Here is a 26,844-nt window from a genome sequence, read left to right on the forward strand (position 1 = left end):
GGCCGGCCGGTCCGCACTCTGCTGTCCGGGGACGACCCAGGATGCTGCGGACCTCGCCCGGTGCGGCACGCGGGACACCGGCCCGGTCGGTTCACCGCCCCGGGGAAAGGGTGGGGTCACAGCCCCAGGGGCGGTGGGGGCCAAGCTCGAGGGTGAGGCTGACCCCGTGGAGTGGACACTCCGACAATCGCTCTTGGTGGTCCAGGGAGGGATGTCCAGGTGGGACGCAGGTCGGCTGGGAGGCGGACGTACGCTGCGGTTGCCTCGGATCTCGGTATCACCGCGGAGTCGCTGTGGACATGGGTCCGCAAGGATGAGGCCCCGGCCACGTCCGACCGCCGTGACGTCGGCGTCAGCGTGGCCGAGGAACTGGCCCGGCTGCGGGCGGAGAACACCCGGCTGCTCAAGGCCGAGCAGGAGTGGCGCCTGGAGCGCGAGATCCTGCGCCGGGCGCCGCCCATTTCGCGCGGGAGGTGAAGTGAGATCCCGCCGCTGGGACTTCACCTCCGAGAACCGCGCCGATGTCGGCGTCCAGCGGATCTGCCGGGTGCTGGGGGCATCCCGCGCTGGCGTCTACCGGTACCTGGCCACCGAGCAGGAACGCGCGGAACGCCGGGCCGGGGAGAAGCGGACCGTGGCCGAGATCCGGGCCATCCGTGCCGAACATCAAGGGGCATATGGCGCGCCGCGCGTCCATGCCGAGCTGCGGGCGAGGGGGCGGGGTATCAACCGAAAGCGGTGACTCGGCTGATGCGCGTCAACGACATCGTCGGCCGGCACCTGCGGAGGAAGAAGCGGACGACGATCGCGGACAGGCTGAACACGAGGTGGTGCGGAGACATCACCTATAGCCGTCGGTTCGACGTGGCTCTACCTCGCTACGGTGATCGACATCTACTCGAGGAAGGCCGTGGGCGGGTCGATCGCGGACCGCATGCGGACCTCGCTGGTCACCGACGCACTCGAGATGGCCGTGGCTTCCCGCGGCGGCCGGGTCCGCAGCGTCGTATTTCACACCGACAGGGGCGCCCAGGGTGGATTCAACCGGTCGTCGCAACACCTCGTGATCGTGGAGGTGTGGAATGGTCCGACGTCAGCAGGCAGCGGATCGGGCGGTGCGTCCGAAGGTGAGGTCTCCGCGACATCGGAAGTACCAGCGGCATGTAGAGGCGGCGTTATGGACTGAGATCTCCAAGGGCCTTCTCCCCGAGGAGGCCGCGGGCGTTGTCGGCGTGGCGCCGGCCGTCGCGACGCGCTGGTACCGCCAGTGTGGCGGCATGCGACCGTTCGATCCGAAGCCGCCTTCGGGTAGATACCTGTCGTTTCGCGAGCGAGAGGAAATCGCGCTTCTTAGAGGGCGTTAAGTCCGATCTTCCTCGGTTCGTGATCGCTCGATCGTGGTACTGATCGCCACGCCGGCCACCTGCTGGTCATGTTCATGCTGAGATGCGAGCCATGGAGAGAAAGCCGTACCCCAGCGACTTATCGGACGAGCAGTGGGCGTTGATCCAGCCGATGATCACGGCGTGGAAGCAGGACCGGGTGGCACGGTCGGCGACCGGTGATCCCGGGGCCTGCGACCTGCGGGAAGTCGTGAACGCGATCTTCTACCAGAACCGAACGGGCTGCCAGTGGCGCTACCTGCCCCACGACCTGCCGGCCTGGTCAGCGGTGTTCTACTACTTCACGCTGTGGCGCCAGGACGGCCTCGACCAGCGCATCCAGGAACTCCTTCGCTGCCAGGTGCGGGAGAGAGCCCGGCGATTAGAGGACCCGTCCCTCGTGATCATCGACACCCAGTCCGTCCGCGCGGCCGCCGGTGTCCCGAAGACCACGACGGGACTGGACGCCAACAAGAAGGTGTCGGGCCGCAAGCGGGGACTGGCCGTCGACGTCCTGGGGCTGATCATCGGCGTCGTCGTGCTGGCCGCCTCCGCCCATGACAACGCCGCCGGCACCGCCCTGCTCGACCAGGCCGCCGAGCGGTGCGGCAACCGCCTGGAGAAGGCCCTGGTGGACCAGGGCTTCAAGGACGAGGTCCTCATCCACGGCGCCCTACTGGACATCGACATCGAGATCGTCCGCCGCAACCCCGCCGACCAGGGCAAAGGCTTCATTCCGCAGCCCAAGCGGTGGATCGTGGAGCAGGTCAACGGCACATTGATGCTGCACCGCCGCCTCGCCCGTGAGTACGACCACCGGCCCGACACCTCCGCCTCACGCGTCTACTGGGCCTCGATCGCGAACATGGGCCGCCGCCTCACCACACCGAGTCCGGCCTGGCGCGACACCCTCGAGCTGGCCGCGTGAACGTCACCGAGCTCATGGCCGGCCTCCAGGCCCAGCACGACGAGACCACAGCCCGGGCCTCTGAACTACGCGACCAGATCGTGCACTTGACCGCCGCCCTCGCCGAGACCGAAGCGCGACTCGGGGACCTGGCCACCACCCGGAAGGTCATCACCGAACTCGCACCAGCTGGAGGCGACCCCGATCCGCCCGAGACGAACACCGCCTACCAGGCCATCGTGAATACCTTCAACCAGCACCCCGACCAGGTCTTCCGAGCCCGTGACCTGCACGAACTCCTCGGCATGCCCACCGACGAGGCATCCGTCAACATCACCCGCAGCCGCCTCGGACGCCTCACCCGTCAAGGCTTCCTCACCCAGCCCGGACGAGGCCGCTACCAGAAACGGACTTAACGCCCTCTTAGAGCCCAGGGCAAGCGAGTACGCGAGATCGCTCGGGATGTCGGCCGTGATCCCGGAACGATTTCCCGTGAACTGCGGCGCAACGCGGCCACGAGAGCTGGCAGACGTGACTATCGGGCATCAGTTGCCCAGTGGAAAGCCGACATGACTGCACGCCGCCCGAAAGCGGCGCAACTTGTTGTCAATCCGCGGTTGCACGCCTACGTTCAGGAGCGGCTGTCCGGTCAGATCAGCACGCCACGCGGCAGGGTGATCGCACAGGGCTGAAGCGTTCTCAGCTGGTGGGCGTGATGAGGTCGAGTGCGTGGTCGGGGTGTGACCGGTAGTGATCTACGGCTTGGGCGTGGTTGGTCCAGCCGACGAGGTGGGCCGGGGCTATCGCGAGGTTGCGGAAGGTGGCCAGGGCGCGTGGAGCGTTTCCGGTACGCACCCGGCAGACGTCTTCGCGGAGGGTGGTGTCGCGGATGTGGTGCAGGGCCTCGATCTGCCAGTGCCCGCGGACGGCGGCGGCGAGCTGGGCGGGGGTGGCCTGCCCGGCTTGCAGGCTGGTGACCGCGTAGGCGCGTTCGAGGGTCACCTGGCCGGTGCGGACGTCACGGCGTCGGCGCACGATCTGGAGGGCCTGGACCGCGTGCGGGAAGGTGAGTCCGCCGACGGTAGCGGCCTTCAGCCGGCGGATCTCGTCCCGGCCGCGACCTGCCTCACGGGTCTTGTCCAGGAGGGGAACGTCCCGCCAGGGCAGCCTCTTCAGCATTGCCTGCAGGGACGGGTGGCTGCCCTTGACCACGGCGATGTAGTGGGCCCTCTTCTCTTCGACGAGGAAACGGGCGTGATCGGTCTGCGTCAACAGCGCGTCCAAGGTGACCACGATGCCGGCCAGCTCCAACGGGGCGAGCAGGGGCCGGAACGCAGTGATTTCGTTGCTTTTGGTGTCGACCTGACGCTGGGCAACCAGTGTCTTCTCGCCGTGCAAGACCGCGGCGAGCAGGTGGACCGCGGTGTGATCGTGGGTGCGTGAGCCGCGCAGGGACCTACCGTTCACGGCCAGGGCCCGCAGTCCATCGACTCGGCAAGATCTCCCAGCTCCTCGGACCCGACGGCCGGCAGGTCCGCTACACGAGCACGGTGGCAGGACTGGACTTCGACCACGGAAAATGGCATAGGGACGCGACCCCTGAACGATCGATGGCTTCGACACCTTGATCATCAGAGGTCGCGTCCTTCGTGCGTCCACCAGGCCCCTCATCAGGCCGAACATCCACAATCAGGACCGACCGAACATCTCGCGAGACGAGAATGCTTCAGCCCTGGCACGGCTTCGGTGTACCGGGCGGGCAAAGGCTGGCCTCTTCGCCTGTCCATGAGACCCAGGCGCCCTTGCCACCCAGGCCCGAGAATGACACAGACGTCCCGAACTACCGAGGATTGAGAAAAGATGGAACTCGAAAGCACGCTCAAGATAAAGAACTTTGCCCGGGAAAATATTGATGACCTGCAAGTCGCAGATTCGCTTGCAAAGCTTTTCGCGGTCACCTATCCCAAGAATGACGGGGAAGACTTCAAATCCATACTGGATGTCGACGACCTGAGGCTCGACTCTTACGTGGTCGCACTCACGGTGGATGGGAATTTCGACGACACCATCATTACGGCCGTCGACAGGGCAGATCATGTAACATTCGCGAGTGACCTTGTTAATCGCCTGCTCCCGGCATTCGTAGCATGCAACAAGCTATATTACGGAATCGTGCAGCCGGGCTATGCGTCCGGCGATCAGTTCGGAATCGGTTTTACGCTCGTCAACGACCCGCACTCCGAAGTCTATCTGACCACCGCGCCGGGCGAAAGCACGGGAGAGTCCAGCGCAAAGTATTACAAGGCGCTCGGCGTCGCAGATCACCGCATTCACATGAACGTAGATCGTAAGCAGGCGACGGCGGCCATCAAGGCTGTAACAGGGGAGAACAAGAGGACCCCGAAGTCGGAATCTGGTGTTCGTGGCGTCAACGAAGGTACCTACCAGGTAGCCAAGACTTTCAGTCCGGCAAAGCGCGAGAAGTATCGCGAGGCAATGAGCCTACAGGGCGACGGCAGCGCAGCACACGATCGGGACCCGCAGGTCAAGGAATGGCTGCAGAGCAAGGGGGTTCCGGAGAGCGGAAAGGTCGCGATCCTTTGGTCCCGATTTAGCGGAAAGAGTGGGAATGCTCACACTGAGCACGACACCAGCTACAACGGTATGGCTCAGATAATCGCGGGCTGCAAGGACATGGACGCGGTACTCATCGTGGGTGATAGTCAGCCCAAGGGCAAGACTGGAGGCCGGGAGAAATACGAGAAAATCGCCGAGACGTTCAACAATTATGGGGGCAGCGATCCCGAAAGCCCTTGGGGGGGCAATGGAAAGTGGGTGGGTAGAGGGAGAAGGAGGAAGTGGGTTGAAATTCCGGGCGACGGGAAAGACGACACTTTCGGCGCCAAGGTCATAGTGATGACCGAGTTCTGGAACGAAGACGGGGTTAAGTCCTGGGGCGGAAACGACCGAAGGGGCCAATTCCTGCTCTTCGACTACCTGCACCGGAAGTACGACGTGGCGCGGCACCTCGGTTTCCGCAGCGGAAATCTGGAAGCGATCGCCATGCTGGGGTTCGACGTCAGGTACATGGAGGAGCCGGACAGCTGGGGTGGCGACCGGATGGCCGTGTGGCATGGCGACGCCGATGGAAAGACCCCTTCGGGTGGAGATGCTCCAGGATATGAGCGACTTGGAGTCTCGGGATCGTCGAACCGGCTCGGGCAGCATCTCCTCGAACAGACCGACCCAAAGTATAGAAGCGAACAGCTTGCCGCCTATCCCACCCCGGCGGAGCGCAAAAAGGCAAGGTGGAATAACCCGGAGGCGCCCGAGGATGAAAGGATATCCCGCCCCCGAGGATTCGCCGATGACGACCTGCCGAACATCGACCAGTACCTGGTGAACGGTGATCCACTTCACGGAGTCCCTGACGTCCAAAAGACGGCGGTGAAGAATCTTGCGGATCGAGTGAATTCGGCTAAGAAGAAGCATAGGGCGGCGGACCTGAAGCAACAGGCGCATATGAAGACAGGTAAGGGGTCTAACCCCGCGTTCAAGAAGGCTATGGACGAGGCGAAGCTGGCTATCAAGACGGCGAAGGACGAGTGGGACACCATACTTTCGTCCGCCGCCTCCGACCAAGAGAAGAAGCTCTACGAGCGAGCTGCCACTCACTTCCTGCTGAAGTTCCCTACTCCTTAACGTCGATCTTTCGTGACGGTCCGTCGGCTTGTTCGGCGGGCCGTTTCGGTGGCACTGACCCTTCAGTTGCAGATCGGCAGGTCTGCTGTAGTTCGCTGATCTCGCGGTGTGGGTAACCGCTGGGCATGCCTGCGCGGACTGCTTGCCCCCGTCTCCCGTAAGACCGGCGCTGTCACGTTGTCGGTGGCGGGGCGGGATGATCTTCGGGTTGTCCGTCTGGGGAGGGGTCCGTTCGTGTCGTCCAAGGTGCCGTTGTACCAGGGCGGTTGCTAGTTCCGGGGGCATGGGAGCTGGTCGGGTTGGGGTGGATGGAGGAGCAGGCACGAGCTTCGTGCTCATTTGGGTGTCTACGCCAGTTGATCGTGAGGTGGCCCATGCCTGCTGCCATATCTTCTCCAGTCCCTGCCGTGCTGGTGAAGCTGGGGCCACTGGACCCCGGCCGGATCCGTGATCTGCGCCCGTACTTTGATGCGGTGCCTGATCCGCGCTCGCGGCGGGGCCGGTGGTACTCGCTGACCGCGATCTTGCTGGTGTGTGCCTGCGCGGTCGTCTCGGGAGCGAGGAGCATCGAGGAACTCGCCGAGTGGGGCCAGCGTGCCTCGAACGCACTTCTGGTAGTGATCGGGATCCGGCGTCACCTGCTCGGTTGGCGGCGTGCTCCTTCGCCGGTCACGATCCGCCGGATGCTGGGGGCTGTTGACGGTGACGCCCTGGACCGGGCGGTGGGCACCTACCTGGCCGATCGGCACCGGGTCGCCACCGAGCCGGCCCACAGACCATCGCCCTCGACGTCCGGGCGGCCGCGTGTGATCGCTGTCGACGGCGAAGCACTCAAGGGATCAGCCGTCTCACCGCGACGTGCCGGCATCTGCTCTCCGCGGTCACCCACGACCCGGTCGTCACCCACGACCCGGTCGTCACCCACGACCCGGTCGTCACCCACGACCCGGTCGTCACCCACGACCCGGTCGTCACCGTCGCCCAGGTCGAGGTCGGTGCCAAGACGAACGAAACCACACACTTCCAACCGCTCCTCACGCCGCTGGACCTGGCCGGCACCGTCGTCACCTTCGACGCGCTGCACTCGGTCCAGGCGAACGTCTCCTGGCTGGTCGAGACGAAGAAGGCGCGCTACACCACCGTGATCAAGGCCAACCAGCCGACCACCCACCATCAGCTCGCATCCCTGCCCTGGCGGGACATCCCCGTCCAGCACACCGTCTCCACCACCGGGCACGGCAGGCGCGAGTCCCGCTCGATCAAGACCTGCGCGGTCCCGGACGAACTCGGCGGGATTGCCTTCCCCCACGGCCGCCTGGCCATCCGTGTCCGCCGCCGCCGCAAGCAGACCGGCCAGCGCGAGACCCGGGAGAGTGTCTACGCCGTCACCAGCCTCGACGCCCACCAGACCGACCCCGCCAGCCTTGCCATGTGCTTCCCCTCGTAGCGTGGAGTCGTGACCCGATAAGGAGTTGAGGGTGGGGAAGCGACGTAGCTACGACGCGGAGTTCCGTGAGGGGGCCGTGCGGATCGTGCTGGAGACGGGCAAGCCGGCTGCGGAGGTCGCGCGGGATCTGGGTGTGCACGAGGGCACGCTGCAGACCTGGGTGAGCCGGGCCCGCGGGGCCGCGGAGACGGGTACCGGCCCTCTGGAGGAATCCGAGCGGGAGGAACTGGCCCGGCTCCGGGCGGAGAATCAGCGGTTGCGCAAGGAGACCGTCGAGCTCGGGATGGAGCGTGATGTCCTCAAGCGATGCATGGTCCTGTGGGTGAAGTAGCTGATTGGGACCCGGCGGTACTCGTCGGGGTGATCAGCGACTGCAGGACCGAGGAGAAGATCCCGCACACCGTGGCCTGCCGCGCGCTCGGTGTGTCACCGGCCTGGTACTACAAATGGCGTGGCAGGCCTGCAAATTTGACGAAGCGTGAGGTCAGACGGGCCGCGCTGACCGAGAGGATCAAGCACTTCTTCGACGCGTCGGGTCGGACCTACGGCTCGCCCAGGATCACGCTTGACCTGTGGGCCGAGGGCTGGCAAGTGTCCGTGAACACGGTCGCCGAGATCATGTCCGAGGAGGGCTGGTACGGCCGCGAACCGAAAAGGCGCAAGGGCCTGACTCGCCAGGGCAAGCGGAAAGCAGTCCGCGACCTGGTCGGACGGCACTTCGACGCGATCGCTCCCGACGTGCTCTGGGTGGGTGACATGACCGAGATCGACACCGGCGAGGGCAAGCTCTACCTGGCCACCGTCATCGACCTGTTCTCCCGCCGCTGCCTCGGATACGCCATGGACGCCCGCCACGACGCCGCCCTGGTCAGCGCGTCCCTGCAGATGGCCGCCGCGACCCGCGGCGGCGACGTGGACGGAGTGATCTTCCACTCCGACAGGGGCAGCGAATACGCCTCCGCCGCCTACAACAGCCTGTGCGACCGACTCGGCGTGGTCCAGTCCATGGGCCGCGTGGGGTCCTGTTTCGACAACGCCGCCGCCGAGGCGTTCAACTCCACCGTCAAGACCGAGTACATCCACCGGCACCGGTTCACCACCCGCGCCGAAGCCCGGATCAAGATCGCCACGTGGATCGCCGACTTCTACAACACCAGACGCCGACACACCCGTGCCGGCGGACTTCCACCCGTGGAGTTCGAACAGAAGATCAGCCAGCAACGCAGCCAAGCCCACCAGAGGGCCGAAGCCGCATAGAAGAGGACTCTACGTTTCCAGGGGATTGACAGCCATCCCGATCCGCGGGCACTGGGGGATCGAGAACTCCTCGCACCACATCAGAGACGTCACCTTCGCCGAGGACGCATCCACCGTCCACACCGACACCGCACCCCGCGCCATGGCAACCCTCCGCAACCTCGCCATCGGCGCCCTGAAAACCATCGGAGCCAACAACAACGCCAAGACCACGCGAGCGATTCGAAACGAACCCGAACGAGCACTCCGCATCCTGGGCATTACCCACGATCCGAACTCCTACGGAACTTGACCAAACCCTGGCCATGACCCGCTTCTGGAGTTTGGCATCGGTGATGCGGCCCTCGTTGACGCCGGAGTTGAACGGGGTGGTGATGCCCTGCCCCGTAGGAGCGGAGCTTGTCCGTGACGATCACCCGGGGTACCTGGCCGGTGGTGGTGCTGAGCCGGCGGAAGAAGCGCCTGGCCGCGGTCTTGTCCTGGCGGTTCTGCACCAGGATGTCGAGGACGTTGCCGTCGGCATCGACGGCACGCCACAAGTACTTCTGCACCCCGCGGATCTTGATGAAGACCTCGTCGAGATGCCATGTGTCGCCTGGCTGCGGGGGCCTGCGGCGCAGGGCGTTGGCGTAGGTCTGGCCGAACTCAGACACCACCGCCGAACTGTCTCGTACGAGACGACGATGCCGCGCTCGAGCCTCGTCTCCTCGACCTCGCGGAAGGAGCGGGGGAAGCGAAAGTACAGCCACACGCAGTAGGCGATGACCTCGGCCGGGTAGTAGTGGTTGACACGATCGGGCCCCGCCCCGGACGGACACTCCGAAGAGCATCCCACTCCCACCACCGGCAACATGACAGCACCGGTCCGCGACGTCACCTACGACGAAGACCGTTCCCAGGTCCGCACCGGCAACGCACCCCGCGTCATGGCAGGTCTCCGCAACACCGCGATCACCCTCCTGGGCCTTCACGGCCACGAAGCATCGCCGCCGCTCTACGACATCACGTCCGCGACACCAACCGCCCCGTCAACCTGCTCCTGACAGCATGATCAACGACTTTGCCCTTCACCGTTGGTCCGGACGACTGCTCCTCCGGCCCTTGCGAGGGCCGCGCGGGTATTCCAGCATTTCCTCTAATACAACCACTGGCATTTAGAATGGAAGGCCGTACGCATGGGTGGCAGGAAATATCGGACCTCAAGAAGAATGGTGTTGGCTGGGATGGCGACCGCTTCGCTTCTCACGTCCGCGATCACGCTCCAGTATGCGAGCGCCGAGACGAGTGCAGATTCTGCATCGGTTCCCGTGGCGCCGCCCGGCTTCAAAAACGGCAGCTTTGAAGACCCTGTGGTTTCTTCCCCCACGAACATCTTTCCGACTGGCTGGAAGGATGAAAGGCTCATAACTCCGACACTCAGCAATTCTTACGAACCTACGGCTGGGAATCAGACCGTCGCCCTCCATAAGAGTGATCTTTATCAAATTTTTCACGTACAAGCCGGAAAAATTCGACTCAGCTTCGACGTAAAGGCTGCAGCGGTCACTCAGAACGCCGTAGTCAATTACAGCCTAGGTCAGGCGAAGGGGTCGGACGATAAGGTGGGGGTTAATTGGAAAACGATCACCACCCAACTTGATGTTGCTTCACCGACGGATGTGCGGCTGACTCTCTCTTCGCCGATGGGTGGAACGCGGGATGTGGTAATTGACAATGTGAAGGTCGAGTACCTTCCTGCGATCAGCGGCACTCCCGCAGCCGTTGCACCACTGCAGCTTGGGGAACCCAGTGAAGTCTCGTACGACCTCGTTGACGAGGGCGGAATACCGGGGCATGGCGCCACGTTTGGGGTGACCCTCCCGGATGGTGTCGAGTACGAGCAGAATTCGGCGAAGCTTGTTCGCGTGGATCCGGGAAATACGCCAGTGCTCGTCCCTGTCGGTGGTGTGACGTTCGATGCGAACACGAGGAAGCTCGTGATCCCGGTCGGTCAAGGGGCTTCGGGGGGCCGTGGAGGCGATTTGAAGGCGGGTGACCACTACAGGGTCTCCTATAAAATAAAAATCACCGACAAGCAGAAGGCCATAGCGCTTGGCCAAGCGTTCCTACAGTCCCCGGTTCTTTCTCTCGACGAGGTGCAGACCTCCATCAAGGCGTCAAACGTAGGAATTGCTCGTGTCGACGTCGGTTTCGCTGCGGGTGGCGGATTCACGAAATCTGAATACCAGGTGGGGGAGCAAGCTGACGTTGTCGTAGCCGTCAAGAACGGCGGCCCGGAAGACGCTCGCCAGGTGCTCCTGAAGATTCCTAATCCGTCGGGCATCGAAGGATTCTCGGCAGATGGATGCAGTAAGGTCGGAGGCTATCTCGAATGCTCGATTCCGTTGCTGAAGAACGGAGAATCCAAAGAAATTGTCTTTTCTGGCAAGGTGCTCGGCACGGGCCCGCTGCGGGTCCATGCATCTATTTCATCCGGGAGTCTCGATACGAATTCTAACAATAAGGAAATTCTCTACGAGAAAGATTCCACGAACCAGATCGATCTCGCGGTCCAGGCTCATGTACGTAATGCCAGTGGGCCGATAAAAGAGGGTGACGCCTTGAAGCCGGGGGAGAAGGTGTGGATTTCAGTCGAGGCCACGAACAACGGCCCGGCGACCTCCCGGGAAGTCAAGGTGCACGTTCCTCTTCCCCGTGGCACCGAACTGGCCGAGAAGGTTGACGGTTACGACAAGGGGCTGTGGACCGTCGGCGTGCTCAAGACCAACGACAGCGCCACGCTGACGCTGCCCGTCGTCGTGCCCTCCGACGAGCCGACCCTGCATGTCGAGGCCACGCTCGATGCGTCTTCGTACGAGGGCCTGGCGGAAATCAATCCCGGAAACAACACCTCCGAAGAGACCTTCGGCATCGATCGGAACGCGAAGTTCAAGGTCGGTGTATCGGTGGTACCTCCCGCAGCCGGTGCTCCGGAGGAGTACTCGCCGGGTGATCGCGTCACGTACAAGATCGCCGTGACGAACGAGGGACCCTCCAACGCCAAGAGCGTGGAGATCACGCACGTCATGCCCGATGGCATGACACAGGGCAAGTGGACCGGCCCGGAGGGCACCTACTACGAGAACGGAGTGTGGACGATCCCCAACGTCAGATCCGGCGAGACGGTCGACTTGACCGTGGAAGGGGTCCTACCCGCGGACCAGGGGACCACGATTCACCGGGTCTGCGTCAAGGGCGCCGACCCCGCCATCCCCGATTCCCGCGGCTACAAATCGTGTGACGACGCGAACGACATCGAGGGTCACATGGCCGTGAGCGAGCTGAACGTGGTCCAGCGGGCCGCGGCGCGGATGACGGTCACTCCGGAGGGGGACATGAGTAGCAGGCCGTTGCCCGGTCAGCAGGTCACGTGGTCGGTGAAGACGGACAATCCCGGTGTGTCGACGGCGAAGGGGCTTGAGATCGAGGTCCCGGTGCCCGCTGGTGTCGGTGATGCCGAGGCGACGCCCGGGTCGAACGGGGGCTCGTATGAGGACGGTCTCTGGAAGCCGGCCGATGTGCCGATCGGTGGCCAGGCCGTCCTGACGCTCACCGGTACGGTGCTCCCCGACCACGACAAGTTGGACTACCGGGCCACCCTGAAGCAGTCGAAGACGCGGCTGGACGAGAGCAAGGGCAGCAAGATCGGAGACTCTGTGGAGAAGAGTGTCGAGGTGCAGCAGGTCGCGGGCCTCGACGTGTCCATCGCGGCGGTGGACGGCAAGAACGCCGTCAAGGTCGGCGAGCAGGCCAAGGTGAAGGTCACGGTCGCCAACAAGGAGGGCCCCTCGACGGCCCGCAACACGGTCGTCGAGGTCGACCTGCCCCAGGTGAACGGCCTCACCCACGACGGCGGCACGGACTTCAACGGTGAGCCGGGCGGCGAGGGCTTCGGGACCTGGAAGGTCGGCGACCTGAAGTCCGGGGAGGAGAAGTCGCTGACGCTCACCTTCACCCCGGAGGAGGCGAAGGACCTGCGGTTCGACGTACTGGCGGCCCGCTCCGACGCGGCCAACCCCCAGGAGTGCCAGGACATCTGCGGCAGTACCAGCGTGAAGGTCACGGCCGACGAGCCCGATGACCCCGGCAAGCCCGATGACCCCGGCAACCCGGATGACCCAGGCAAGCCCGGTGACCCTGGCACCCCGGACAACCCCGGTGACCCGACCCCGCCGCCCGGCGACGGGCAGAACCCGCCCGCCGGCGACGGCGGCAAGAAGGACGACGGCGATCAGTCGCTCGTCGACCAGGTCCTTGCCTCCACGGGCAGCAACGCCCTGTGGTGGGGAGGCGGAGCCCTGGGCGCGGCCGGTATCGGCGCGGCCCTGATGATCGCTTCCCGGCGTCGCCGCTGACCGCGACAGCGTCGAACGGACGCGGGCCGGAGTCGGGAGGGCCCCACCCTCCATGAAGGAGGCGGGGCGGTCGCTCCCGGGGCCGGCCCGTGTCACGTCCATGGCTCAGCCCGGAATCGAATCGTTGCTCCACTGGCTCCAGTCCAGGTTCCAGTCGTTCAGCCCATTGATCCGGCCGAACGGCTGTGCCGCCCGAATCCTTGACGATCACCACGTCGCCGACCTGGGAGTTGTCGTCGAACCACGCGGCCGCGGCCGCGGTGTTCGGGTCCTTACCACCCTTGGCGTCGGCGAGCCCGATGCAGCCGTGGCTGGTGTCTTGCTGGCCGAACACTTGTGGAGCAGCGCAGCAGTCGCCAAGCACGAAGGTCCCAGAGTCGGTCGGGCGCATGGCATGCGGCACGTCCGGGATGTCGTACTGGGGCTTGCCCGCCGTCGGCGTGCACGCCACGGCCTGAGCATCGGAGCAGACCGGAGCACGGCATGCTCTGACGCGCCATCAGTCAGCCGCACCACCGACAACGTGACAGCACCTCCTCATGGACATTTGCGGAGAAAACCTAGCGGCGCAGACGCAGAGTGACTTCCTCGGTGGTCGGCGAAATGCGAACAACGTGTAGAGACCCCCGAACCCCCTCGTACTCTTGTGTTCCTCCCGTGATCGCGGAATCGGACTCCTTGGGCGGCCCTCCGGGGTTGAAATCTAGATTCTGAAAAGTGATTTTCCCGTCATCCAAAAGAAGCGTGCCGACGCACTGCGTTCCGATTCCCTTGGTTTGCTTATCGATAGCCACCATCGTGCATTGCACTCCGCTGACCCCGATCTTCTCTCCATCCTGAAGGATGTCGGCGCTGCGGGTGAGTACATCCCCTGGCCCTCTCCCTTTATCACCCGTGTCGATCATGTAATCTTGAGTTACCTCCGCGATCACGTGGTGGGTTTCCACCGAGTTGTTCGGTGCCGCCTGACTCCACGCAGCCCAGCCTGCGAACAGCAGGGACGCGGTCCCCCACGCCATACCCTTCGTCACAGCCATCGAAATTCGTCCTCCGTTAGCATTCGGGGGAGCTATCGGCATGCATCCTGGATCGCGTATGGCGAACACCCTGAGGTGTCGATTCCGGTCCCGGGAAATATGCCTTGCTCCCGTCACGGTGGCATGGCGCCAGTCTTTCCGCGCTCAGTCGTCTCCATCCGGGTGAGGATTTACACCGGTCTGAAGAGCCGGTCGCGGCCCGAAGGGTGACTGATGCCGGTCGAGGACGCGGTCCGCCGGCTGGCCTTCACCACAAACGGAGTCGGCGTAGCACCCGGTGCGGCGCCGTGGGGAATGAAGTCGGGGCGGGCCAGGGCACGTCGGTCTGCCTGCGTGGTGGCGCTCAGTTCTTCCTCGGCCTGGGAGGTGGTGGTGGAGTCGATCTCGCGGGACGCGGGTGTGGTCACGTTTCGTGCGCGTGCCCGCGCCGACGCGGTGAGGTGTCCGCGGTGCAGGTCTCTGTCGTGGCGGGTGCACGGCCGGTACGAGCGACGGCTGGCGGATGCGGCCGTCGGGACCGCACCGGTGGTGATCCGGCTTACGGTCCGCCGGTTCAAGTGACTCAGTGCCGGATGCCCGACGGTGACGTTCGCCGAACAGATACCGGGACTGACCAGTCCTCACGCCCGACACACCCCAGTCCTGCGCAAGATGCTGGCCCGGGTCGCCGAAGCCCTGGCCGGCCGGGCCGGAGCCCGTCTGGCCCGGCGGATGGGAATACTGGTGGCGAAGGATACCCTGCTTCGGCTTCTCCGTGCCTCTGACCTGGAGGAACCCGGCGCGGTGCGGGTCCTGGGAGTGGACGAGTTCGCCCTGCTCAAGGGCCACAACTACGCGACGATCCTGGTCGACCTTGAAGCCCGCCGACCCATCGACGTCCTGCCCGGCCGGGAAGCCGAGACGGTCGCCCGGTGGCTCGCAGAGCATCCGGAGGTGGAGATCGTCTGCCGTGACCGGGCTTCCGCCTATGCCGAGGCAGCCAGAGCGGCCGCGCCGCAAGCGGTCCAGATCGCAGACGTGTGGCACCTGTGGAACAACCTTGCTAAGGCCGTCGAGAGGACTCTGACCAGCCACTACGCTTGCATCCGCGCTGGCCACGAAACCGCTGGGGAAGCTCGAGAGGAGGCCTCGGCGCCCCCGCCGGACGGGACTCTCGATGTCAACGGGCGCCCACGCCGGATCGTCGGCCCGGATCCGCGAACGGCATCGCCAAGTCCACGAACTGCTGGCCCAAGGCCGTTCACTGCGCGGCATCAGCCGCGACCTCGACCTGGACTACTGCCGTCCGCCGATACGTCCAAACCCGGGACGTTGACCAGCTGCTGGTCAAGGCCACCCAGCGGCGCACCCTTCTGGACGACTACAAGCCCTACCTCTACAAACGCTTCATCCAGGGCTGCCGCAACGCCAGCCAGCTCTTCAGAGAGGTCCGGGATCAGGGATTCCGCGGTGATCGCACCGTCGTCAACCACTACGTTCGCCAGCTCAAACAGGGCATCGAGACCGCCCCGCCACCTCCGGCCCTACCCAAACCGAGACGGGCACTTCGCTGGGTCATGACCCACACCGACCGGCTCCGGCCGCACGAAGTCGTCGCCCTCAAGGCTGTCCGGGCCGCCTGCCCCGAACTCGACACGGCCGTCGAGCACGTCCGCGCTTTCGCCGTCCTCATGCACGAGCGGCGCGGGCAGGACGTCCTCGAATGGATCGAGCAGGTCCACAACAGCGACCTGCCGTCGTTGCAGCAGTTCGCCCGCGGCCTCCTCCACGACCAGGACGCCGTCGTCGCCGGCCTCTCCTCAACCTGGAGTTCGGGACAGGTCGAAGGCCAGGTCACCCGCGTCAAACTGATCAAGCGAGCCGGCTACGGCCGGGCCAGACTCGACCTCCTTCGAACCCGGATCCTCCTCAGAACCTGAACCCAGCCGATCACAAGATCAGCGACAGAGTCCGTTCATGTGTACGCCGACACGCGACGGCGGCGGAGTTTCTCGGCGGCTCTGAGCTCGGCTTGGAGCCGGCGGGCTGCTGCGCTGCGTGCTGTTTGGACGGCACGGTCACGTTGTCGGGGGTGTGATTGAGGGAGGTAGGAAGGGGCCTTCAACGGCTGGTTGTTCAGGCCGCTCTACCTTCTTGAGCGGGTTGATCGAGCCATTCGGAGGGTTGGGTCGCCCAGGGGTGCTGGGTGTGGCTATCAGGCCGCTGCCGAATCGTGGCTGCCCTCCCTTCGCCGCCCGGCACCCCACGACGACTCGGCCGCCGATGAGGAAGTGTCAATCCCCTGGAAACGTAGAGTCCTCTTCTATGCGGCTTCGGCCCTCTGGTGGGCTTGGCTGCGTTGCTGGCTGATCTTCTGTTCGAACTCCACGGGTGGAAGTCCGCCGGCACGGGTGTGTCGGCGTCTGGTGTTGTAGAAGTCGGCGATCCACGTGGCGATCTTGATCCGGGCTTCGGCGCGGGTGGTGAACCGGTGCCGGTGGATGTACTCGGTCTTGACGGTGGAGTTGAACGCCTCGGCGGCGGCGTTGTCGAAACAGGACCCCACGCGGCCCATGGACTGGACCACGCCGAGTCGGTCGCACAGGCTGTTGTAGGCGGCGGAGGCGTATTCGCTGCCCCTGTCGGAGTGGAAGATCACTCCGTCCACGTCGCCGCCGCGGGTCGCGGCGGCCATCTGCAGGGACGCGCTGACCAGGGCGGCGTCGTGGCGGGCGTCCATGGCGTATCCGAGGCAGCGGCGGGAGAACAGGTCGATGACGGTGGCCAGGTAGAGCTTGCCCTCGCCGGTGTCGATCTCGGTCATGTCACCCACCCAGAGCACGTCGGGAGCGATCGCGTCGAAGTGCCGTCCGACCAGGTCGCGGACTGCTTTCCGCTTGCCCTGGCGAGTCAGGCCCTTGCGCCTTTTCGGTTCGCGGCCGTACCAGCCCTCCTCGGACATGATCTCGGCGACCGTGTTCACGGACACTTGCCAGCCCTCGGCCCACAGGTCAAGCGTGATCCTGGGCGAGCCGTAGGTCCGACCCGACGCGTCGAAGAAGTGCTTGATCCTCTCGGTCAGCGCGGCCCGTCTGACCTCACGCTTCGTCAAATTTGCAGGCCTGCCACGCCATTTGTAGTACCAGGCCGGTGACACACCGAGCGCGCGGCAGGCCACGGTGTGCGGGATCTTCTCCTCGGTCCTGCAGTCGCTGATCACCCCGACGAGTACCGCCGGGTCCCAATCAGCTACTTCACCCACAGGACCATGCATCGCTTGAGGACATCACGCTCCATCCCGAGCTCGACGGTCTCCTTGCGCAACCGCTGATTCTCCGCCCGGAGCCGGGCCAGTTCCTCCCGCTCGGATTCCTCCAGAGGGCCGGTACCCGTCTCCGCGGCCCCGCGGGCCCGGCTCACCCAGGTCTGCAGCGTGCCCTCGTGCACACCCAGATCCCGCGCGACCTCCGCAGCCGGCTTGCCCGTCTCCAGCACGATCCGCACGGCCCCCTCACGGAACTCCGCGTCGTAGCTACGTCGCTTCCCCACCCTCAACTCCTTATCGGGTCACGACTCCACGCTACGAGGGGAAGCACAGAAGTGCGAACAAGTCGCTGAGTAGAGCAATGCCGGCGAGGTCGTCCGTGGTACGAACAGAACGAGCACGCACCTCAGGAGAACGATGAGCCGGATATGGGCGGGGGTCGACAGTGGCAAGGGGCACCACCACGGCCTTGCACTGGACGTGAACGGGAAGACACTCCTGTCGCGGCGGGTCGCCAACGACGAGCCCGAGCTGCTGCAGCTGATCGGCGACGTCCTTGAGCTGGCCAATGGTCGCGAGGTCACCTGGGCCATCGACATGACCGGCGGCGAGCCCGCGCTGTTGCTGGCTCTGCTGATCAGCCATGGCCAGGAAGTCCTCTACGTGCCCGGCCGGCTGGTCAACCGGGCGTCCGACGGCTACCGCGGTGAGGGCAAGACCGATGCCCGCGATGCCTATGTGATCGCCGGCCAGGCCAGAATGCGCCGTGACCTGCGGCCCATCCGCCCCGGCGACGAGGCTGCCATCGAGCTGAAGATGCTGACCGGCCGTCGGCCCGACCTGGTCGAGGACCGTACTCGCAGTGTCAACCGCCTGCGCGGCACCCTGCTGAGCATGTTCCCGGCTCTGGAGCGGGCCCTGGAGGTCACCAACACCGGTCCGCTCCGACTCCTGACGGGCTACCAGGCCCCGGCCGCGATCCGGCGCGCCGGAGTCACGAGGCTGGCGAAGTGGCTGGCCAACCGCAAGGTCCGAAACGCCAGGGCCCTGGCTGAAGCGGCCGTCGAAGCCGCCGAGCGGCAGCACACCGCTGTCCCCGGGGAGAAGACCATCGCGAAGCTGGTCCATACCCTGGCCGAGGAGGTGATGGCCCTCAACGAGCAGGTTTCCGAGATGGACAAGCTCATAGAGGGCCGGTCTCGCGAGCACGAGCTCGCCGACATCGTCCTGAGCGTCCCCGGCATCGGCACCGTGCTGGGCGCGGAGTTCCTCGCCGCCGTCGGCGGCAGCCTGGACGAGTTCGACTCCCCGGACGCCCTGGCGGCCTTCGCCGGCGTCGCACCGGCGCCTCGCGACTCCGGCAAGGTCAGCGGCAACCTCCACCGACCAGTCACCTACCACCGGCGGCTTCAGCGTGTCTTCTACACGTCCGCGCTGGTCAGCGTCCGATGCGATCCGAACTCCCGGAAGTTCTACGATCGCAAACGAGCTGAAGGGAAGAAACACGTCCAGGCGGTACTCGCCCTTGCCCGCCGACGCGTCAGCGTCCTATGGGCTCTGATCCGTGACCGACGGTGCTACGACGGTGGCGTAGCGGTGCCGCCGGCGCAGAGCGAAGTCGTCGACACCAACCACTCTCGGCACCCGTCCGTCCGGCAGCGGGATGCCCAGCAGAACGCGGAGGGCCGTGTTACGGGACAGGCCAATGGCCAGTGCCGCCAGCAACCGTACTCCCGCCAACTCCTTCACCACCGCCTTGACCTGCCTGGCCAGACGGGGAGTGCGCCGCTGACAGCGCTCCAACACCCCGGGCACCTGCTCGCGGAAGGTCTGGCGGCACCCGCGCGTGGGACACACCAAGCGCCGCACCCGTACTCGGAGCACCACCCGCCGGCCGTCGACCGGCACATCGGCCACCGTCCGCCAGTGATACCCGTGCACCTGCCCCGACAGCACCCTGCACACCGGGCAGGGCGCGGGCTCTCTCGGAGCCCGCGCCCTCACCACGACCCGCCCGCCCTCATCGGCTACATCCTCGATGACCAGCGGCGATGTCCCCGAAAGCGCCATCTGCACAAGCTCGTTGACATCCATCACATCAACAACAACGACCTCCGCCACTCAGCATTGCCACCGAATGTGAGAGAGAGCCGTTAACTGGACACACCCGCGCTATCGGGCCGTCTCCTACAGCTTGACGATCTATAGAAGCTTCAGAGTGAAGCTCAGTGTTCGCTCGTCAAGCCCTGTCTATCTGCTGGCGGAGTACGCGCCAGGCAGGCCCTCGAACTCCTGGCCGCCATTGGCCGTCACGAACAGGGTGGTTCGGGTCCCGCGCAGTTCAGCCACTCGGCTACTGCCCTTCTGGCATACCGGAATGGTCACCGCGAACGCGGTGACATAAAGGTTTCCTTCACTGTCCTGGACCACGGTGGCGAAGTTCATGGTCCCAGGGGACGGGTTCCCTGGCCGTCCCGCAGGCTCAAACTCCCACTCCGGGGCCTCTGGATTCCCCGGGACGGGGGTGTAGGTGGTTTCGTTGGACTTCACCGTAGTGATCTCGAGCTTGTTGTCCTTCAGGAAACGCACGGTCGCCACCTTCGACCCGTCATTCGTCACCGGGCTTGAGATCGTGAACGCGGCGTTGCCGTGGCCCTTGGGGGCGTGGATGAAGTCTGCAGCCTCGCGAGCACATCCTGACGATCCGGTGCTTCCGGAAGCCGCGGCGGCCGGTGTGGTCAGCACACTCAGAGCCACCAGAACACTCGCGGCACCAACGGCTACATGTCGCTTCATTGCGTATTGTCCCATCCTCAGTTTCCACCACTTTCTCGGACAGGAGAAGGAGTGACACTGCGCCGCTCCGCATGGTCGCCCGAATAGAGGAGCTGCGTACCCGGTCGAGGTGATCTCGCACTGTGTGTGGCTGTACTTGCGGTTCCCGCTCTCCTTCCGTGAGGTGGAGGAGATGATGCTCGGGCGCGGCATCGTCGTCTCGTATGAGACGGTCCGGCGGTGGTGTCTCAAGTTCGGTCAGGCGTACGCCAACAGCCTGCGCCGCAGGCGCCCGCAGCCGGGCGACAAATGGCACCTGGACGAGGTCTTCGTCAAGATCGGCGGGGTGCAGAGGTACTTGTGGCGGGCCGTCGACGCCGACGGCAACGTGCTCGACATCCTGGTCCAGAACCGGCTCGACAAGGCTGCGGCCAGGCGTTTCTTCCGCCGGCTCCTCACCACGACCGGGCAGGTGCCCCGGGTGGTCGTCACGGACAAGCTGAAGTCGTACGGGGCTGCGCACCGTGAGGTGATGCCCTCGGTCGAGCACCGCTCTCACACGGGATTGAACAACCGGGCGGAGAACTCCCACCAGCCCACCAGGCAGCGCGAACGCGCAATGAAAAGCTTCCGCACCGTCGGCGGAGCACAACGCTTCCTGTCCGCGTTCACCGGGATCTCACCCCACTTCCGCCCCCACCGCCACCTCATGACCGCCGGCCGGTACCGCCTCGAAATGAGCATCCGCTTCACCATCTGGAACCACATCACCGGCGCCGCCGCCCGCGTGCTCGCCACGGCCTGAGCAACGGGTCGGCGATACCCCACCAGGCCCTGACGCGCCACCAAACGATCATGCTGCCAACAATGTGACAACGCCCGGCTACACCCAAATTCAAGACACAGCCCCACGTCCGCTACGTCCTCGACGGGACCCTTGGAGTTTCTGATCAATAGCATCAGGATGTCGACATCAAGGTTCAACTACCCTATTTTTGCGTACACTGTATTGTGCGTAGAGCAGGTGAAGAATTGATTCGGCTGCGAGTATCAATACGACCATCGAGGGCGAGAAGTGCTCATTGAACGCGATGATGAGGACAGGTATTGCAACGCCCGGTAGCACCCAAGGGGCGACTTTTTTCAGCGGTATGCCTATCCTCAGCGCGATTCCAGCATGGGCTAGATGGTAGAGCGCTAGGCCGCCCGCAAGCGCAATAACTGCACCACCGGGTAGATGCGCGTGCTCTGATTCCTCCACTGCAGTAGCGAGGCCTGCGGCGATGCACATAACTGCAGCGGTTACAAAAAAATGCAATAGTCCGGTTACGTCTCGAGCAAGGGGGTAGGAAGACCGCCCGCCTGAAGCTCCAAGAACTGTTTCCAGAGATGCCGAGCCGAAATCGAAATAGGACCACCAGAGGGAGGCCAGTAGTACGAAACCAACTCCGGCGACCACGCCAGACGTGAACGACCAAGATACTCCCATGGATTTAACCAAAGACAGGATAGACTCGCCAAGCATAATAATCACAAATAGTCCGACTCGTTCCACGAGGTGGCCTATGTGAAGTCGCTTCGTAATTCTGCCGCCCTGGTCGAATAGCACCAACGTGACCTCGGCCACCATGAGGGATATCCACAAAAGATAGCGCCACGGCTCGGGGACGAAAGCGGACGTCGCCCATAGGGATCCAAAGGAAAGGCAGTAGACCAATGGCTGCCACTTCGGAACCCTAAGGGGTGAGGTTGCACGAGTTGCTGGCCACCACATGCCAAGCAGCAAAAACCTTGTCCCTGCGTACCCAAGAGCATAAGCAGCCCCCGTGCTCGAGGATGCCATAGGAACGGCAGCAGCCATGAAGACTAGACATGTCATCGCCGCCAGCATAATTAGCCGACGCTTAGGGCTATCGTCTTCAACGATATTCGAAGAGACCGTGTAACTGATCCACAACCACCAGGGAGGGAAGAATAGCGCGAGAAACAGTGTAAAGTCTAAAAAGTCCGGATTCCCGTGCAGCGTGTGAGATAGTTGTGAGGCAAAGGCGACAAATGCCAGGTCGAAAAATAGTTCTAGCCATCTAACGCGTCGGTGGTGAGATCTCGAGGTCGCTCCAGGCGGTTCAGTCATGGCAACTTCTCCAAAGTGGGTGAATGTTACGTTCTCGGCAGCGTAATGGGATTTCGGGTTGCTTGTTAGGGAAGGACCTCGACTGTCAGGGCCTTGTCACGTTGTCGGTGATGCGGCTGCCTGATGGAGCGTCAGGGCATGGCAGGGCCCGGTCTGGCCCCGGTTCAAGCTATGGCGGGCATGCCGGCGGCACCCGTGACGTGGTTCCAGATGGTGAAGCGGATACTGAGCCTTTTCCATCCTCAGTCTGAGCTGGCCAGATGCAGGGTCAGGATGGCTTGGACGAGGCTGGTGATGCGGGCGGTCGAGCACCGGAGCTTGCGTAGGAGGCGCCGGGCTTTGAGGGTGGCGATGGCCCGTTGGACGAAGGCTCGGATGCGTGCGTGGGGGGCCTTGACCCCGAATCCTGAACACGGGTTATGCGGCTGGTGCCAGCGTAGCTGGTGTGGGGTGGAAGGTGTTCTCGAAGGCGATCGGTGATCGTTGTCCGAGGCGGGAGTGCCGGCGCCGGGTGTTGTAGCGGTGGAGCCATCGGAAGGCGTCGAGCCGGGCCTCGTGTTCGCCTGGCCAGCTCTTTCGTCCCTGCAGGGTTTCGCGTTTGAAGGTCGCGTTGAAGGATTCGGCGAGTGCGTTGTCCGCGCTATTGGTATCAGGGGTCAAGGCCCCAGATCACAGGCAGTACCGGCCCTGCCCGCCATGGCCTGTGCCCGGACCACCACCGGGCGTCGGCGCGCCCTGACCCGCCATCAGACGATCACGCCGCGGACAAACGTGACAATGCTCTGTAGGAGGCCAGGATCAGGGATAGACCCGCTGCTTGGCGCGCTGGTAGTCGTCGGTGCACACGAGTCGTACTTCGAGAGGGTGGTTGTAGACAGTCCAGTTCGTGTACGTTCCGTGTACTACCCGGGTACTCCGATAGGTAAAGGGGCCCTCCGACCGGTAGTCGTATTGGGTTCCGAACGTGGTTACGCCCACGCCCCCAGGCTCGAACACTTTCACCCCGCCGGGGTTCTTCCGCCCGGGAGCGTAGTCGCTTCGTGCGTCCAGGTACGTGCCGTTCGGGCAGTGGCCGCTGAACTTCCCGAGCTCCACCAACCGGCGGTGCTTGAGAAGATCACCACCTCGGTCTCCTTGGAGCGCGTGGTCTCTTCCGCGGCATGCGCGGGGGTCGCCGTAGCCGCCAAGAGGGCCGCCAGCGCGGAAATGGTCATGAATCTCTTCTTCATCGTCTCCCTATGCTCGTACCTGCACCAATCGGACCGCTCGTCCGAAGGCGCAGTCCATCGGGCAGGTCGAATCGATGACTGAGGTTGATCCTTTGGAGTGGACATCCTGTCAATGGATCTTGATGATTCAGGGAGGGACGTCCACGTGGGACGCAGGTCTCCGTATCCGGAGGAGTTCAGGAAGGACGCGGTCGCGCTCTACCGTGCCGCGGCCGGGAAGCGGACGTACGCGGCAATGGCCGCGGATCTCGGCATCACCGCGGAGTCGCTGCGGACGTGGGTACGCGAGGACGAGAATCAGGCCGTGCCCGGCCGCCGTGACACGGGCGGCGAGGCGGAAGAGCTGGCCAGGCTGCGGGCCGAGAACGTCCGGCTGCTGAAGGCTGAGAAGGAGTGGCACCTCGAGCGTGAGATCCTGCGCCGGGCAGCCGCCGATTTCGCACGGGAGGTGAAGTGATCCCCCGCCGCTGGGACTTCACCTCTGACCACCGCGCCGACTTCGGCGTCAAGCGGATCTGCAAGGTGCTCGGTGTGTCCCGGGCCGGCTTCTGCCGCCGTCTGGCCACCGGGCAGGCCCGCGCCGAGCGCCAGGCCGAGGAGAAGCGGACCGTGGCCGAGATCCGAACCATCCACGCCGAGCACGATGGTGCCTATGGTGCCCCGCGCGTCCATGCCGAGCTGCGGGCGAGGGGACGGCGGATCAACTGCAAGCGCGTGACCCGCCTGATGCGGGTCAACCACATCGTCAGCCGGCACCTGCGGAAGAAGAAGCGGACAAGGCCGCGCCGCCCGTGCCGGACCTGGTGATGCGCGAATTCACCGCGGACACCCTGAACACCAGGTGGTGCGGCCACAACACCTACATAGCCGTCGGCGGGAGCTGGTTCTACCTCGCCACCGTGATCGACATCTGCTCACGGAGGGTGGTGGGCTGGTCGATCGCCTATCACATGCGGACCTCGCTGGTCACCGACGCGATCGAGATGGCGGTGTCAGCCCGCGGCAGCCGGGTGGACGGCGTCGTGTTCCACACCGACAGGGGCTCGCAGGGCGGATTCAATCGGTCGCCGCAACACCTCATGATCAGCGAGGTGTGGGATGGTTCGTCGTCAGCAGGCAGCCGATCGGGCGGTGCGGCCGAGGTTGAGGTCTCCGGGGCACCCGCAGTACCAGCGTCCTATCGAAGCGGCGTTCTGGGATGAAATAGCCAAGGGTCTCCTCGCGGAGGAAGCAGCTGGGGTTATCGGCGTGGCGCCGGCGGTGGCCACGCGCTGGTTTCGGCAGTGTCGCGGAATGCGACCGTTCGATCCGAAGCCGCATTCGGGCAGGTACTTGTCGTTCTCTGAGCGGGAGGAGATCGCGCTCCTCAATGCCCGGGGTGAGGGCGTTCGTGAAATCGCTCGGCAGGTCGGCCGTGATCCGGGGACGGTTTCCCGTGAATTGCGGCGCAACGCGGCCACCCGGGGTGGGAAGCTCGACTATCGGGCATCGGTCGCGCAATGGAAATCGGACGTGGCCGCACGTCGGCCGAAGACGTCGAAGCTGGTCGCCGATCCGCGGTTGTACGCCTACGTCCAAGAGCGACTGTCCGGTCAGATCAGCCCGCCCGGGGGCAAGACGATCGCAGGACCCGTGACAGGCGCGTGGACGGGGCGGAACAAGCCTCATCGCCAGGATCGGGCATGGGTCCAGGCATGGAGTCCGGAGCAGATCGCGAACCGGATCAAGCTGGATTTCCCGGATGATGAGTCCATGCGCATCAGCCACGAGGCGATCTACCAGGCCCTCTACATTCAGGGCCGCGGAGCGCTGAAACGCGAGCTCATCCTGTGCCTTCGTCGCGCTCTGCGTGCGCCGCGAGCGCGTTCACGACGCAAGACCTGGGCTCACGTCACACCAGAAGCACTGATCAGCGAGAGGCCCGCCGAGGCCGGAGACCGCGCTGTTCCCGGCCACTGGGAAGAGGACCTGATCATCGGGCTGGAGCGTTCCGCGATCGGCACCGTAGTCGAGCGGTCGACCCGGTTCACGATGCTGGTCCACCTGCCCCGCGAAGAGGGATACGGAACAATCCCTCGCACGAAGAACGGCCCCGCACTGGCCGGCTACGGCGCGATCTCCATGAAGAAGGCATTCGCCAACACCATGTCGAAACGGGCCGAGCAGCTGAGGCGATCCGTGACATGGGACCGGGGCAAGGAGATGTCGGCACACACGCAATTCCGCGTCGAGACCGGTATTCCCGTGTTCTTCGCCGGTCCCCACAGCCCATGGCAGCGAGGCACGAACGAGAACACGAACGGACGCCTGCGCCAGTATTCTCCGAAGGGCACCAACCTCTCGCGGTGGTCCGCCGAACACATCGAGGCCGTCGCCCACGCACCGAATACCAGGCCGCGCAAGACACTCGGCTGGAAAACCCCGGCCGAGGCACTCAACCAGCAGCTACTGAGCCTTTTCCAACCTGCCTCTGGTGTGCGGCCGTTGGGCTGACAACGTGGTGAAGCCCCTGGTAGATGGGTTTTCGACCAAGGGAACCGGCTCCACCACAGGCTTCGCATGCTTGTCTACCCGTCGGGCGTCGACGTGTCCGGCTCCGCCCTCGGCTTCCTCACGCAGCAGCTGCGGCGCCACCGCCGCGCCATCGGCTCCCGGTGGCGACGTCTGACCGCCGGCCGCCAGGCCCTGCTCACCCTCGCCCATCTGCGGATAAGACATACCTACGCCCCAGCTCGCGGCCGGTTTCGGCATCGGAACCACGACGGCCTACCGGTACATCACCGAGGCGGTCAATCTCCTGGCCGCTCTCGCCCCGAGTCTGGCGGACGCGGTGCGGACCGCGTCGGCGAAGGCGTACCTGCTCCTGGACTGCACGCTGCTGGCCATCGACCGCATCGCCGCGGACCGGCCGTTCTACTCCGGCAAACACAAGAAGCACGGGACGAACGTGCAGATCCTCGCCGATCCCTTCGGCCGGCTGCTGTGGGCCTCACCGGCCCTGCCCGGCGCTGTCCACGACATCCGCGCAGCCTGCGACCACGGCATCATCGACGCCCTCGCACAGGCCGGCATGCGGTGCTGGGCCGACATGGGCTACCGAGGAGCCGGCGACCCGGTCCGCATCCCGTGCCGGGGACGATGGGAGACCCTCTCCGCAGGCCAGCAGGCGGTGAAGCGGTCCCACGCGAAGATCCGGGCCCTCGTCGAGCCGGCCGTCGCCACCCTCAAAGCCTGGCGGCTCCTCCGCAAAGTGCGATGCTCGACCACCCGCATCACCAGCATCGTCCAGGCCGCTCTCACCCTCCATCTGGCCAGCTCAGAACGATGATGTAAAAG

At 64.7% G+C, this 26,844-nt stretch carries 22 protein-coding genes and 11 pseudogenes; 21 read left to right on the forward strand and 12 right to left on the reverse strand.

The annotated features are described in order from the left end of the window. Positions 1-171: 171 nt before the first annotated feature. The 5 genes and pseudogenes from ACTVZO_RS39465 to ACTVZO_RS39485 all read left to right on the forward strand — a co-directional run. A pseudogene (locus ACTVZO_RS39465) lies at positions 172-1,033 on the forward strand (IS3 family transposase); the annotation flags it as partial. Positions 1,034-1,082: 49 nt separating this feature from the next. Then, positions 1,083-1,361, forward strand: a pseudogene (locus tag ACTVZO_RS39470) (IS30 family transposase); the annotation flags it as partial. 94 nt (positions 1,362-1,455) lie between these two features. Continuing rightward, positions 1,456-2,310: an IS5 family transposase gene (locus ACTVZO_RS39475; protein ID WP_443298645.1), complete on the forward strand. Its 855-nt coding sequence runs from the start codon at positions 1,456-1,458 to the stop codon at positions 2,308-2,310. After that, the gene (locus ACTVZO_RS39480) at positions 2,307-2,705 is read left to right on the forward strand and encodes a hypothetical protein (protein ID WP_443298644.1); all 399 of its coding nucleotides are present in this window, start codon (positions 2,307-2,309) and stop codon (positions 2,703-2,705) included. The genes ACTVZO_RS39475 and ACTVZO_RS39480 overlap by 4 nt, the downstream gene beginning before the upstream one ends. Before the next feature lie 6 nt (positions 2,706-2,711). Further along, positions 2,712-2,969, forward strand: a pseudogene (locus ACTVZO_RS39485) (helix-turn-helix domain-containing protein); the annotation flags it as partial. Between the two features lie 19 nt (positions 2,970-2,988). Here the strand turns inward: ACTVZO_RS39485 and ACTVZO_RS39490 are convergent. Next, on the reverse strand, positions 2,989-3,756 hold the full coding sequence (locus tag ACTVZO_RS39490) for an ISAs1 family transposase (protein WP_443302971.1): 768 nt from the start codon (positions 3,754-3,756) through the stop codon (positions 2,989-2,991). Positions 3,757-4,149: 393 nt separating this feature from the next. On the opposite strand from ACTVZO_RS39490, the gene ACTVZO_RS39495 reads away from it, so the two are divergent. Together ACTVZO_RS39495 and ACTVZO_RS39500 are read left to right on the forward strand one after the other, a co-directional pair. Continuing rightward, entirely contained in the window at positions 4,150-5,991 is a 1,842-nt protein-coding gene (locus tag ACTVZO_RS39495) for a hypothetical protein (protein ID WP_443302972.1), read from the forward strand. 374 nt (positions 5,992-6,365) lie between these two features. After that, a pseudogene (locus tag ACTVZO_RS39500) lies at positions 6,366-6,665 on the forward strand (transposase family protein); the annotation flags it as partial. A gap of 56 nt (positions 6,666-6,721) precedes the next feature. Here ACTVZO_RS39500 and ACTVZO_RS39505 read toward each other — a convergent pair. Further along, positions 6,722-7,075, reverse strand: a complete 354-nt coding sequence (locus ACTVZO_RS39505) for a hypothetical protein (RefSeq protein ID WP_443303440.1) — start codon at positions 7,073-7,075, stop codon at positions 6,722-6,724. 57 nt (positions 7,076-7,132) lie between these two features. Between ACTVZO_RS39505 and ACTVZO_RS39510 the strand changes: the two genes are divergently transcribed. The 4 genes from ACTVZO_RS39510 to ACTVZO_RS39525 are packed head-to-tail and all read left to right on the forward strand — an operon-like array spanning position 7,133 to position 8,987. After that, complete coding sequence (locus tag ACTVZO_RS39510) at positions 7,133-7,438, forward strand: hypothetical protein (RefSeq protein WP_443302973.1); 306 nt, start codon at positions 7,133-7,135, stop codon at positions 7,436-7,438. Positions 7,439-7,469: 31 nt separating this feature from the next. Next, positions 7,470-7,769, forward strand: a complete 300-nt coding sequence (locus ACTVZO_RS39515) for a transposase (protein ID WP_443296350.1) — start codon at positions 7,470-7,472, stop codon at positions 7,767-7,769. Next, a complete protein-coding gene (locus tag ACTVZO_RS39520) occupies positions 7,745-8,695 on the forward strand; it encodes an IS3 family transposase (protein ID WP_443297474.1) in 951 nt (316 codons plus the stop codon). Before ACTVZO_RS39515 ends, ACTVZO_RS39520 begins: the two co-directional genes overlap by 25 nt. Positions 8,696-8,720: 25 nt before the next feature. Next, a complete protein-coding gene (locus ACTVZO_RS39525; protein WP_443302975.1) occupies positions 8,721-8,987 on the forward strand; it encodes a hypothetical protein in 267 nt (88 codons plus the stop codon). Positions 8,988-9,018: 31 nt separating this feature from the next. On the opposite strand, the pseudogene ACTVZO_RS39530 reads toward ACTVZO_RS39525, so the two are convergent. After that, positions 9,019-9,548 (reverse strand): annotated as a pseudogene (locus ACTVZO_RS39530) (IS6 family transposase); the annotation flags it as partial. On the opposite strand from ACTVZO_RS39530, the gene ACTVZO_RS39535 reads away from it, so the two are divergent. Both ACTVZO_RS39535 and ACTVZO_RS39540 read left to right on the forward strand, forming a co-directional pair. Next, the gene (locus ACTVZO_RS39535; protein WP_443302976.1) at positions 9,547-9,738 is read left to right on the forward strand and encodes a hypothetical protein; all 192 of its coding nucleotides are present in this window, start codon (positions 9,547-9,549) and stop codon (positions 9,736-9,738) included. The pseudogene ACTVZO_RS39530 and the gene ACTVZO_RS39535 overlap by 2 nt on opposite strands. Before the next feature lie 180 nt (positions 9,739-9,918). Further along, positions 9,919-13,089 (forward strand): hypothetical protein, encoded by a 3,171-nt coding sequence (locus ACTVZO_RS39540; RefSeq protein ID WP_443302977.1) that lies wholly within the window; start codon positions 9,919-9,921, stop codon positions 13,087-13,089. A gap of 560 nt (positions 13,090-13,649) precedes the next feature. On the opposite strand, the gene ACTVZO_RS39545 is transcribed toward ACTVZO_RS39540, so the two are convergent. Next, on the reverse strand, positions 13,650-14,126 hold the full coding sequence (locus tag ACTVZO_RS39545; protein ID WP_443302978.1) for an allene oxide cyclase barrel-like domain-containing protein: 477 nt from the start codon (positions 14,124-14,126) through the stop codon (positions 13,650-13,652). A 294-nt stretch (positions 14,127-14,420) separates the two neighbouring features. Here ACTVZO_RS39545 and ACTVZO_RS39550 point away from each other — a divergent pair, with 294 nt between their 5' ends. The 3 genes from ACTVZO_RS39550 (at position 14,421) to ACTVZO_RS39560 (ending at position 16,045) form a co-directional block, all read left to right on the forward strand. After that, the gene (locus ACTVZO_RS39550; protein WP_443303417.1) at positions 14,421-14,687 is read left to right on the forward strand and encodes a transposase family protein; all 267 of its coding nucleotides are present in this window, start codon (positions 14,421-14,423) and stop codon (positions 14,685-14,687) included. A 150-nt stretch (positions 14,688-14,837) separates the two neighbouring features. Beyond that, positions 14,838-15,686, forward strand: a complete 849-nt coding sequence (locus ACTVZO_RS39555) for a transposase (RefSeq protein WP_443303418.1) — start codon at positions 14,838-14,840, stop codon at positions 15,684-15,686. Then, positions 15,623-16,045, forward strand: a complete 423-nt coding sequence (locus ACTVZO_RS39560) for a transposase (RefSeq protein ID WP_443303419.1) — start codon at positions 15,623-15,625, stop codon at positions 16,043-16,045. The genes ACTVZO_RS39555 and ACTVZO_RS39560 overlap by 64 nt, the downstream gene beginning before the upstream one ends. A 383-nt stretch (positions 16,046-16,428) precedes the next feature. Here the strand turns inward: ACTVZO_RS39560 and ACTVZO_RS39565 are convergent, their stop codons facing one another. Next, complete coding sequence (locus ACTVZO_RS39565; protein ID WP_443297474.1) at positions 16,429-17,379, reverse strand: IS3 family transposase; 951 nt, start codon at positions 17,377-17,379, stop codon at positions 16,429-16,431. Next, on the reverse strand, positions 17,355-17,654 hold the full coding sequence (locus tag ACTVZO_RS39570) for a transposase (RefSeq protein ID WP_443296350.1): 300 nt from the start codon (positions 17,652-17,654) through the stop codon (positions 17,355-17,357). The genes ACTVZO_RS39565 and ACTVZO_RS39570 overlap by 25 nt, the downstream gene beginning before the upstream one ends. Positions 17,655-17,787: 133 nt before the next feature. Here ACTVZO_RS39570 and ACTVZO_RS39575 point away from each other — a divergent pair. After that, a pseudogene (locus ACTVZO_RS39575) lies at positions 17,788-18,951 on the forward strand (IS110 family transposase); the annotation flags it as partial. Here the strand turns inward: ACTVZO_RS39575 and ACTVZO_RS39580 are convergent. Continuing rightward, positions 18,928-19,464, reverse strand: a pseudogene (locus ACTVZO_RS39580) (transposase family protein); the annotation flags it as partial. The pseudogenes ACTVZO_RS39575 and ACTVZO_RS39580 sit on opposite strands and share 24 nt — an antisense overlap. Before the next feature lie 156 nt (positions 19,465-19,620). Then, entirely contained in the window at positions 19,621-20,115 is a 495-nt protein-coding gene (locus ACTVZO_RS39585) for a hypothetical protein (protein WP_443302979.1), read from the reverse strand. A gap of 160 nt (positions 20,116-20,275) precedes the next feature. Here ACTVZO_RS39585 and ACTVZO_RS39590 point away from each other — a divergent pair, with 160 nt between their 5' ends. After that, on the forward strand, positions 20,276-20,950 hold the full coding sequence (locus tag ACTVZO_RS39590; RefSeq protein WP_443302980.1) for an IS6 family transposase: 675 nt from the start codon (positions 20,276-20,278) through the stop codon (positions 20,948-20,950). 168 nt (positions 20,951-21,118) lie between these two features. Here the strand turns inward: ACTVZO_RS39590 and ACTVZO_RS39595 are convergent, their stop codons facing one another. From ACTVZO_RS39595 to ACTVZO_RS39610, 4 genes and pseudogenes are all read right to left on the reverse strand, one after another. Continuing rightward, positions 21,119-22,279 carry a low temperature requirement protein A gene (locus ACTVZO_RS39595; protein ID WP_443302981.1) on the reverse strand — a complete coding sequence of 387 codons (1,161 nt, stop codon included), beginning with the start codon at positions 22,277-22,279 and terminating at the stop codon, positions 21,119-21,121. A 242-nt stretch (positions 22,280-22,521) separates the two neighbouring features. Next, positions 22,522-22,671 (reverse strand): annotated as a pseudogene (locus ACTVZO_RS39600) (IS5/IS1182 family transposase); the annotation flags it as partial. A 25-nt stretch (positions 22,672-22,696) separates the two neighbouring features. Then, positions 22,697-22,921, reverse strand: a pseudogene (locus ACTVZO_RS39605) (integrase core domain-containing protein); the annotation flags it as partial. Positions 22,922-23,077: 156 nt separating this feature from the next. Then, complete coding sequence (locus ACTVZO_RS39610; protein WP_443302982.1) at positions 23,078-23,374, reverse strand: hypothetical protein; 297 nt, start codon at positions 23,372-23,374, stop codon at positions 23,078-23,080. 279 nt (positions 23,375-23,653) lie between these two features. On the opposite strand from ACTVZO_RS39610, the pseudogene ACTVZO_RS39615 reads away from it, so the two are divergent. The 3 genes and pseudogenes from ACTVZO_RS39615 to ACTVZO_RS39625 form a co-directional block, all read left to right on the forward strand. Then, positions 23,654-24,557: pseudogene (locus ACTVZO_RS39615) on the forward strand (IS3 family transposase); the annotation flags it as partial. 49 nt (positions 24,558-24,606) lie between these two features. After that, on the forward strand, positions 24,607-26,001 hold the full coding sequence (locus tag ACTVZO_RS39620; RefSeq protein WP_443302983.1) for an IS30 family transposase: 1,395 nt from the start codon (positions 24,607-24,609) through the stop codon (positions 25,999-26,001). Positions 26,002-26,067: 66 nt separating this feature from the next. Next, a pseudogene (locus tag ACTVZO_RS39625) lies at positions 26,068-26,836 on the forward strand (transposase family protein). The last annotated feature ends 8 nt before the right edge of the window (positions 26,837-26,844 follow it).

This window comes from Streptomyces sp. IBSNAI002 (assembly GCF_052244475.1).
Taxonomy (GTDB): Bacteria; Actinomycetota; Actinomycetes; order Streptomycetales; family Streptomycetaceae; genus Streptomyces.

Excerpts from the sequence above, each read along its gene's own strand:
- ACTVZO_RS39475 (WP_443298645.1), top strand. The coding sequence starts at position 1,456 with ATGGAGAGAAAGCCGTACCCCAGCGACTTATCGGACGAGCAGTGGGCG.
- ACTVZO_RS39495 (WP_443302972.1), top strand. The coding sequence starts at position 4,150 with ATGGAACTCGAAAGCACGCTCAAGATAAAGAACTTTGCCCGGGAAAAT.
- ACTVZO_RS39520 (WP_443297474.1), top strand. The coding sequence starts at position 7,745 with ATGCATGGTCCTGTGGGTGAAGTAGCTGATTGGGACCCGGCGGTACTC.
- ACTVZO_RS39535 (WP_443302976.1), top strand. The coding sequence starts at position 9,547 with ATGACAGCACCGGTCCGCGACGTCACCTACGACGAAGACCGTTCCCAG.
- ACTVZO_RS39540 (WP_443302977.1), top strand. The coding sequence starts at position 9,919 with ATGGCGACCGCTTCGCTTCTCACGTCCGCGATCACGCTCCAGTATGCG.
- ACTVZO_RS39545 (WP_443302978.1), bottom strand. The coding sequence starts at position 14,126 with ATGGCTGTGACGAAGGGTATGGCGTGGGGGACCGCGTCCCTGCTGTTC.
- ACTVZO_RS39550 (WP_443303417.1), top strand. The coding sequence starts at position 14,421 with ATGAAGTCGGGGCGGGCCAGGGCACGTCGGTCTGCCTGCGTGGTGGCG.
- ACTVZO_RS39555 (WP_443303418.1), top strand. The coding sequence starts at position 14,838 with ATGGGAATACTGGTGGCGAAGGATACCCTGCTTCGGCTTCTCCGTGCC.
- ACTVZO_RS39565 (WP_443297474.1), bottom strand. The coding sequence starts at position 17,379 with ATGCATGGTCCTGTGGGTGAAGTAGCTGATTGGGACCCGGCGGTACTC.
- ACTVZO_RS39595 (WP_443302981.1), bottom strand. The coding sequence starts at position 22,279 with ATGACTGAACCGCCTGGAGCGACCTCGAGATCTCACCACCGACGCGTT.
- ACTVZO_RS39620 (WP_443302983.1), top strand. The coding sequence starts at position 24,607 with ATGGTTCGTCGTCAGCAGGCAGCCGATCGGGCGGTGCGGCCGAGGTTG.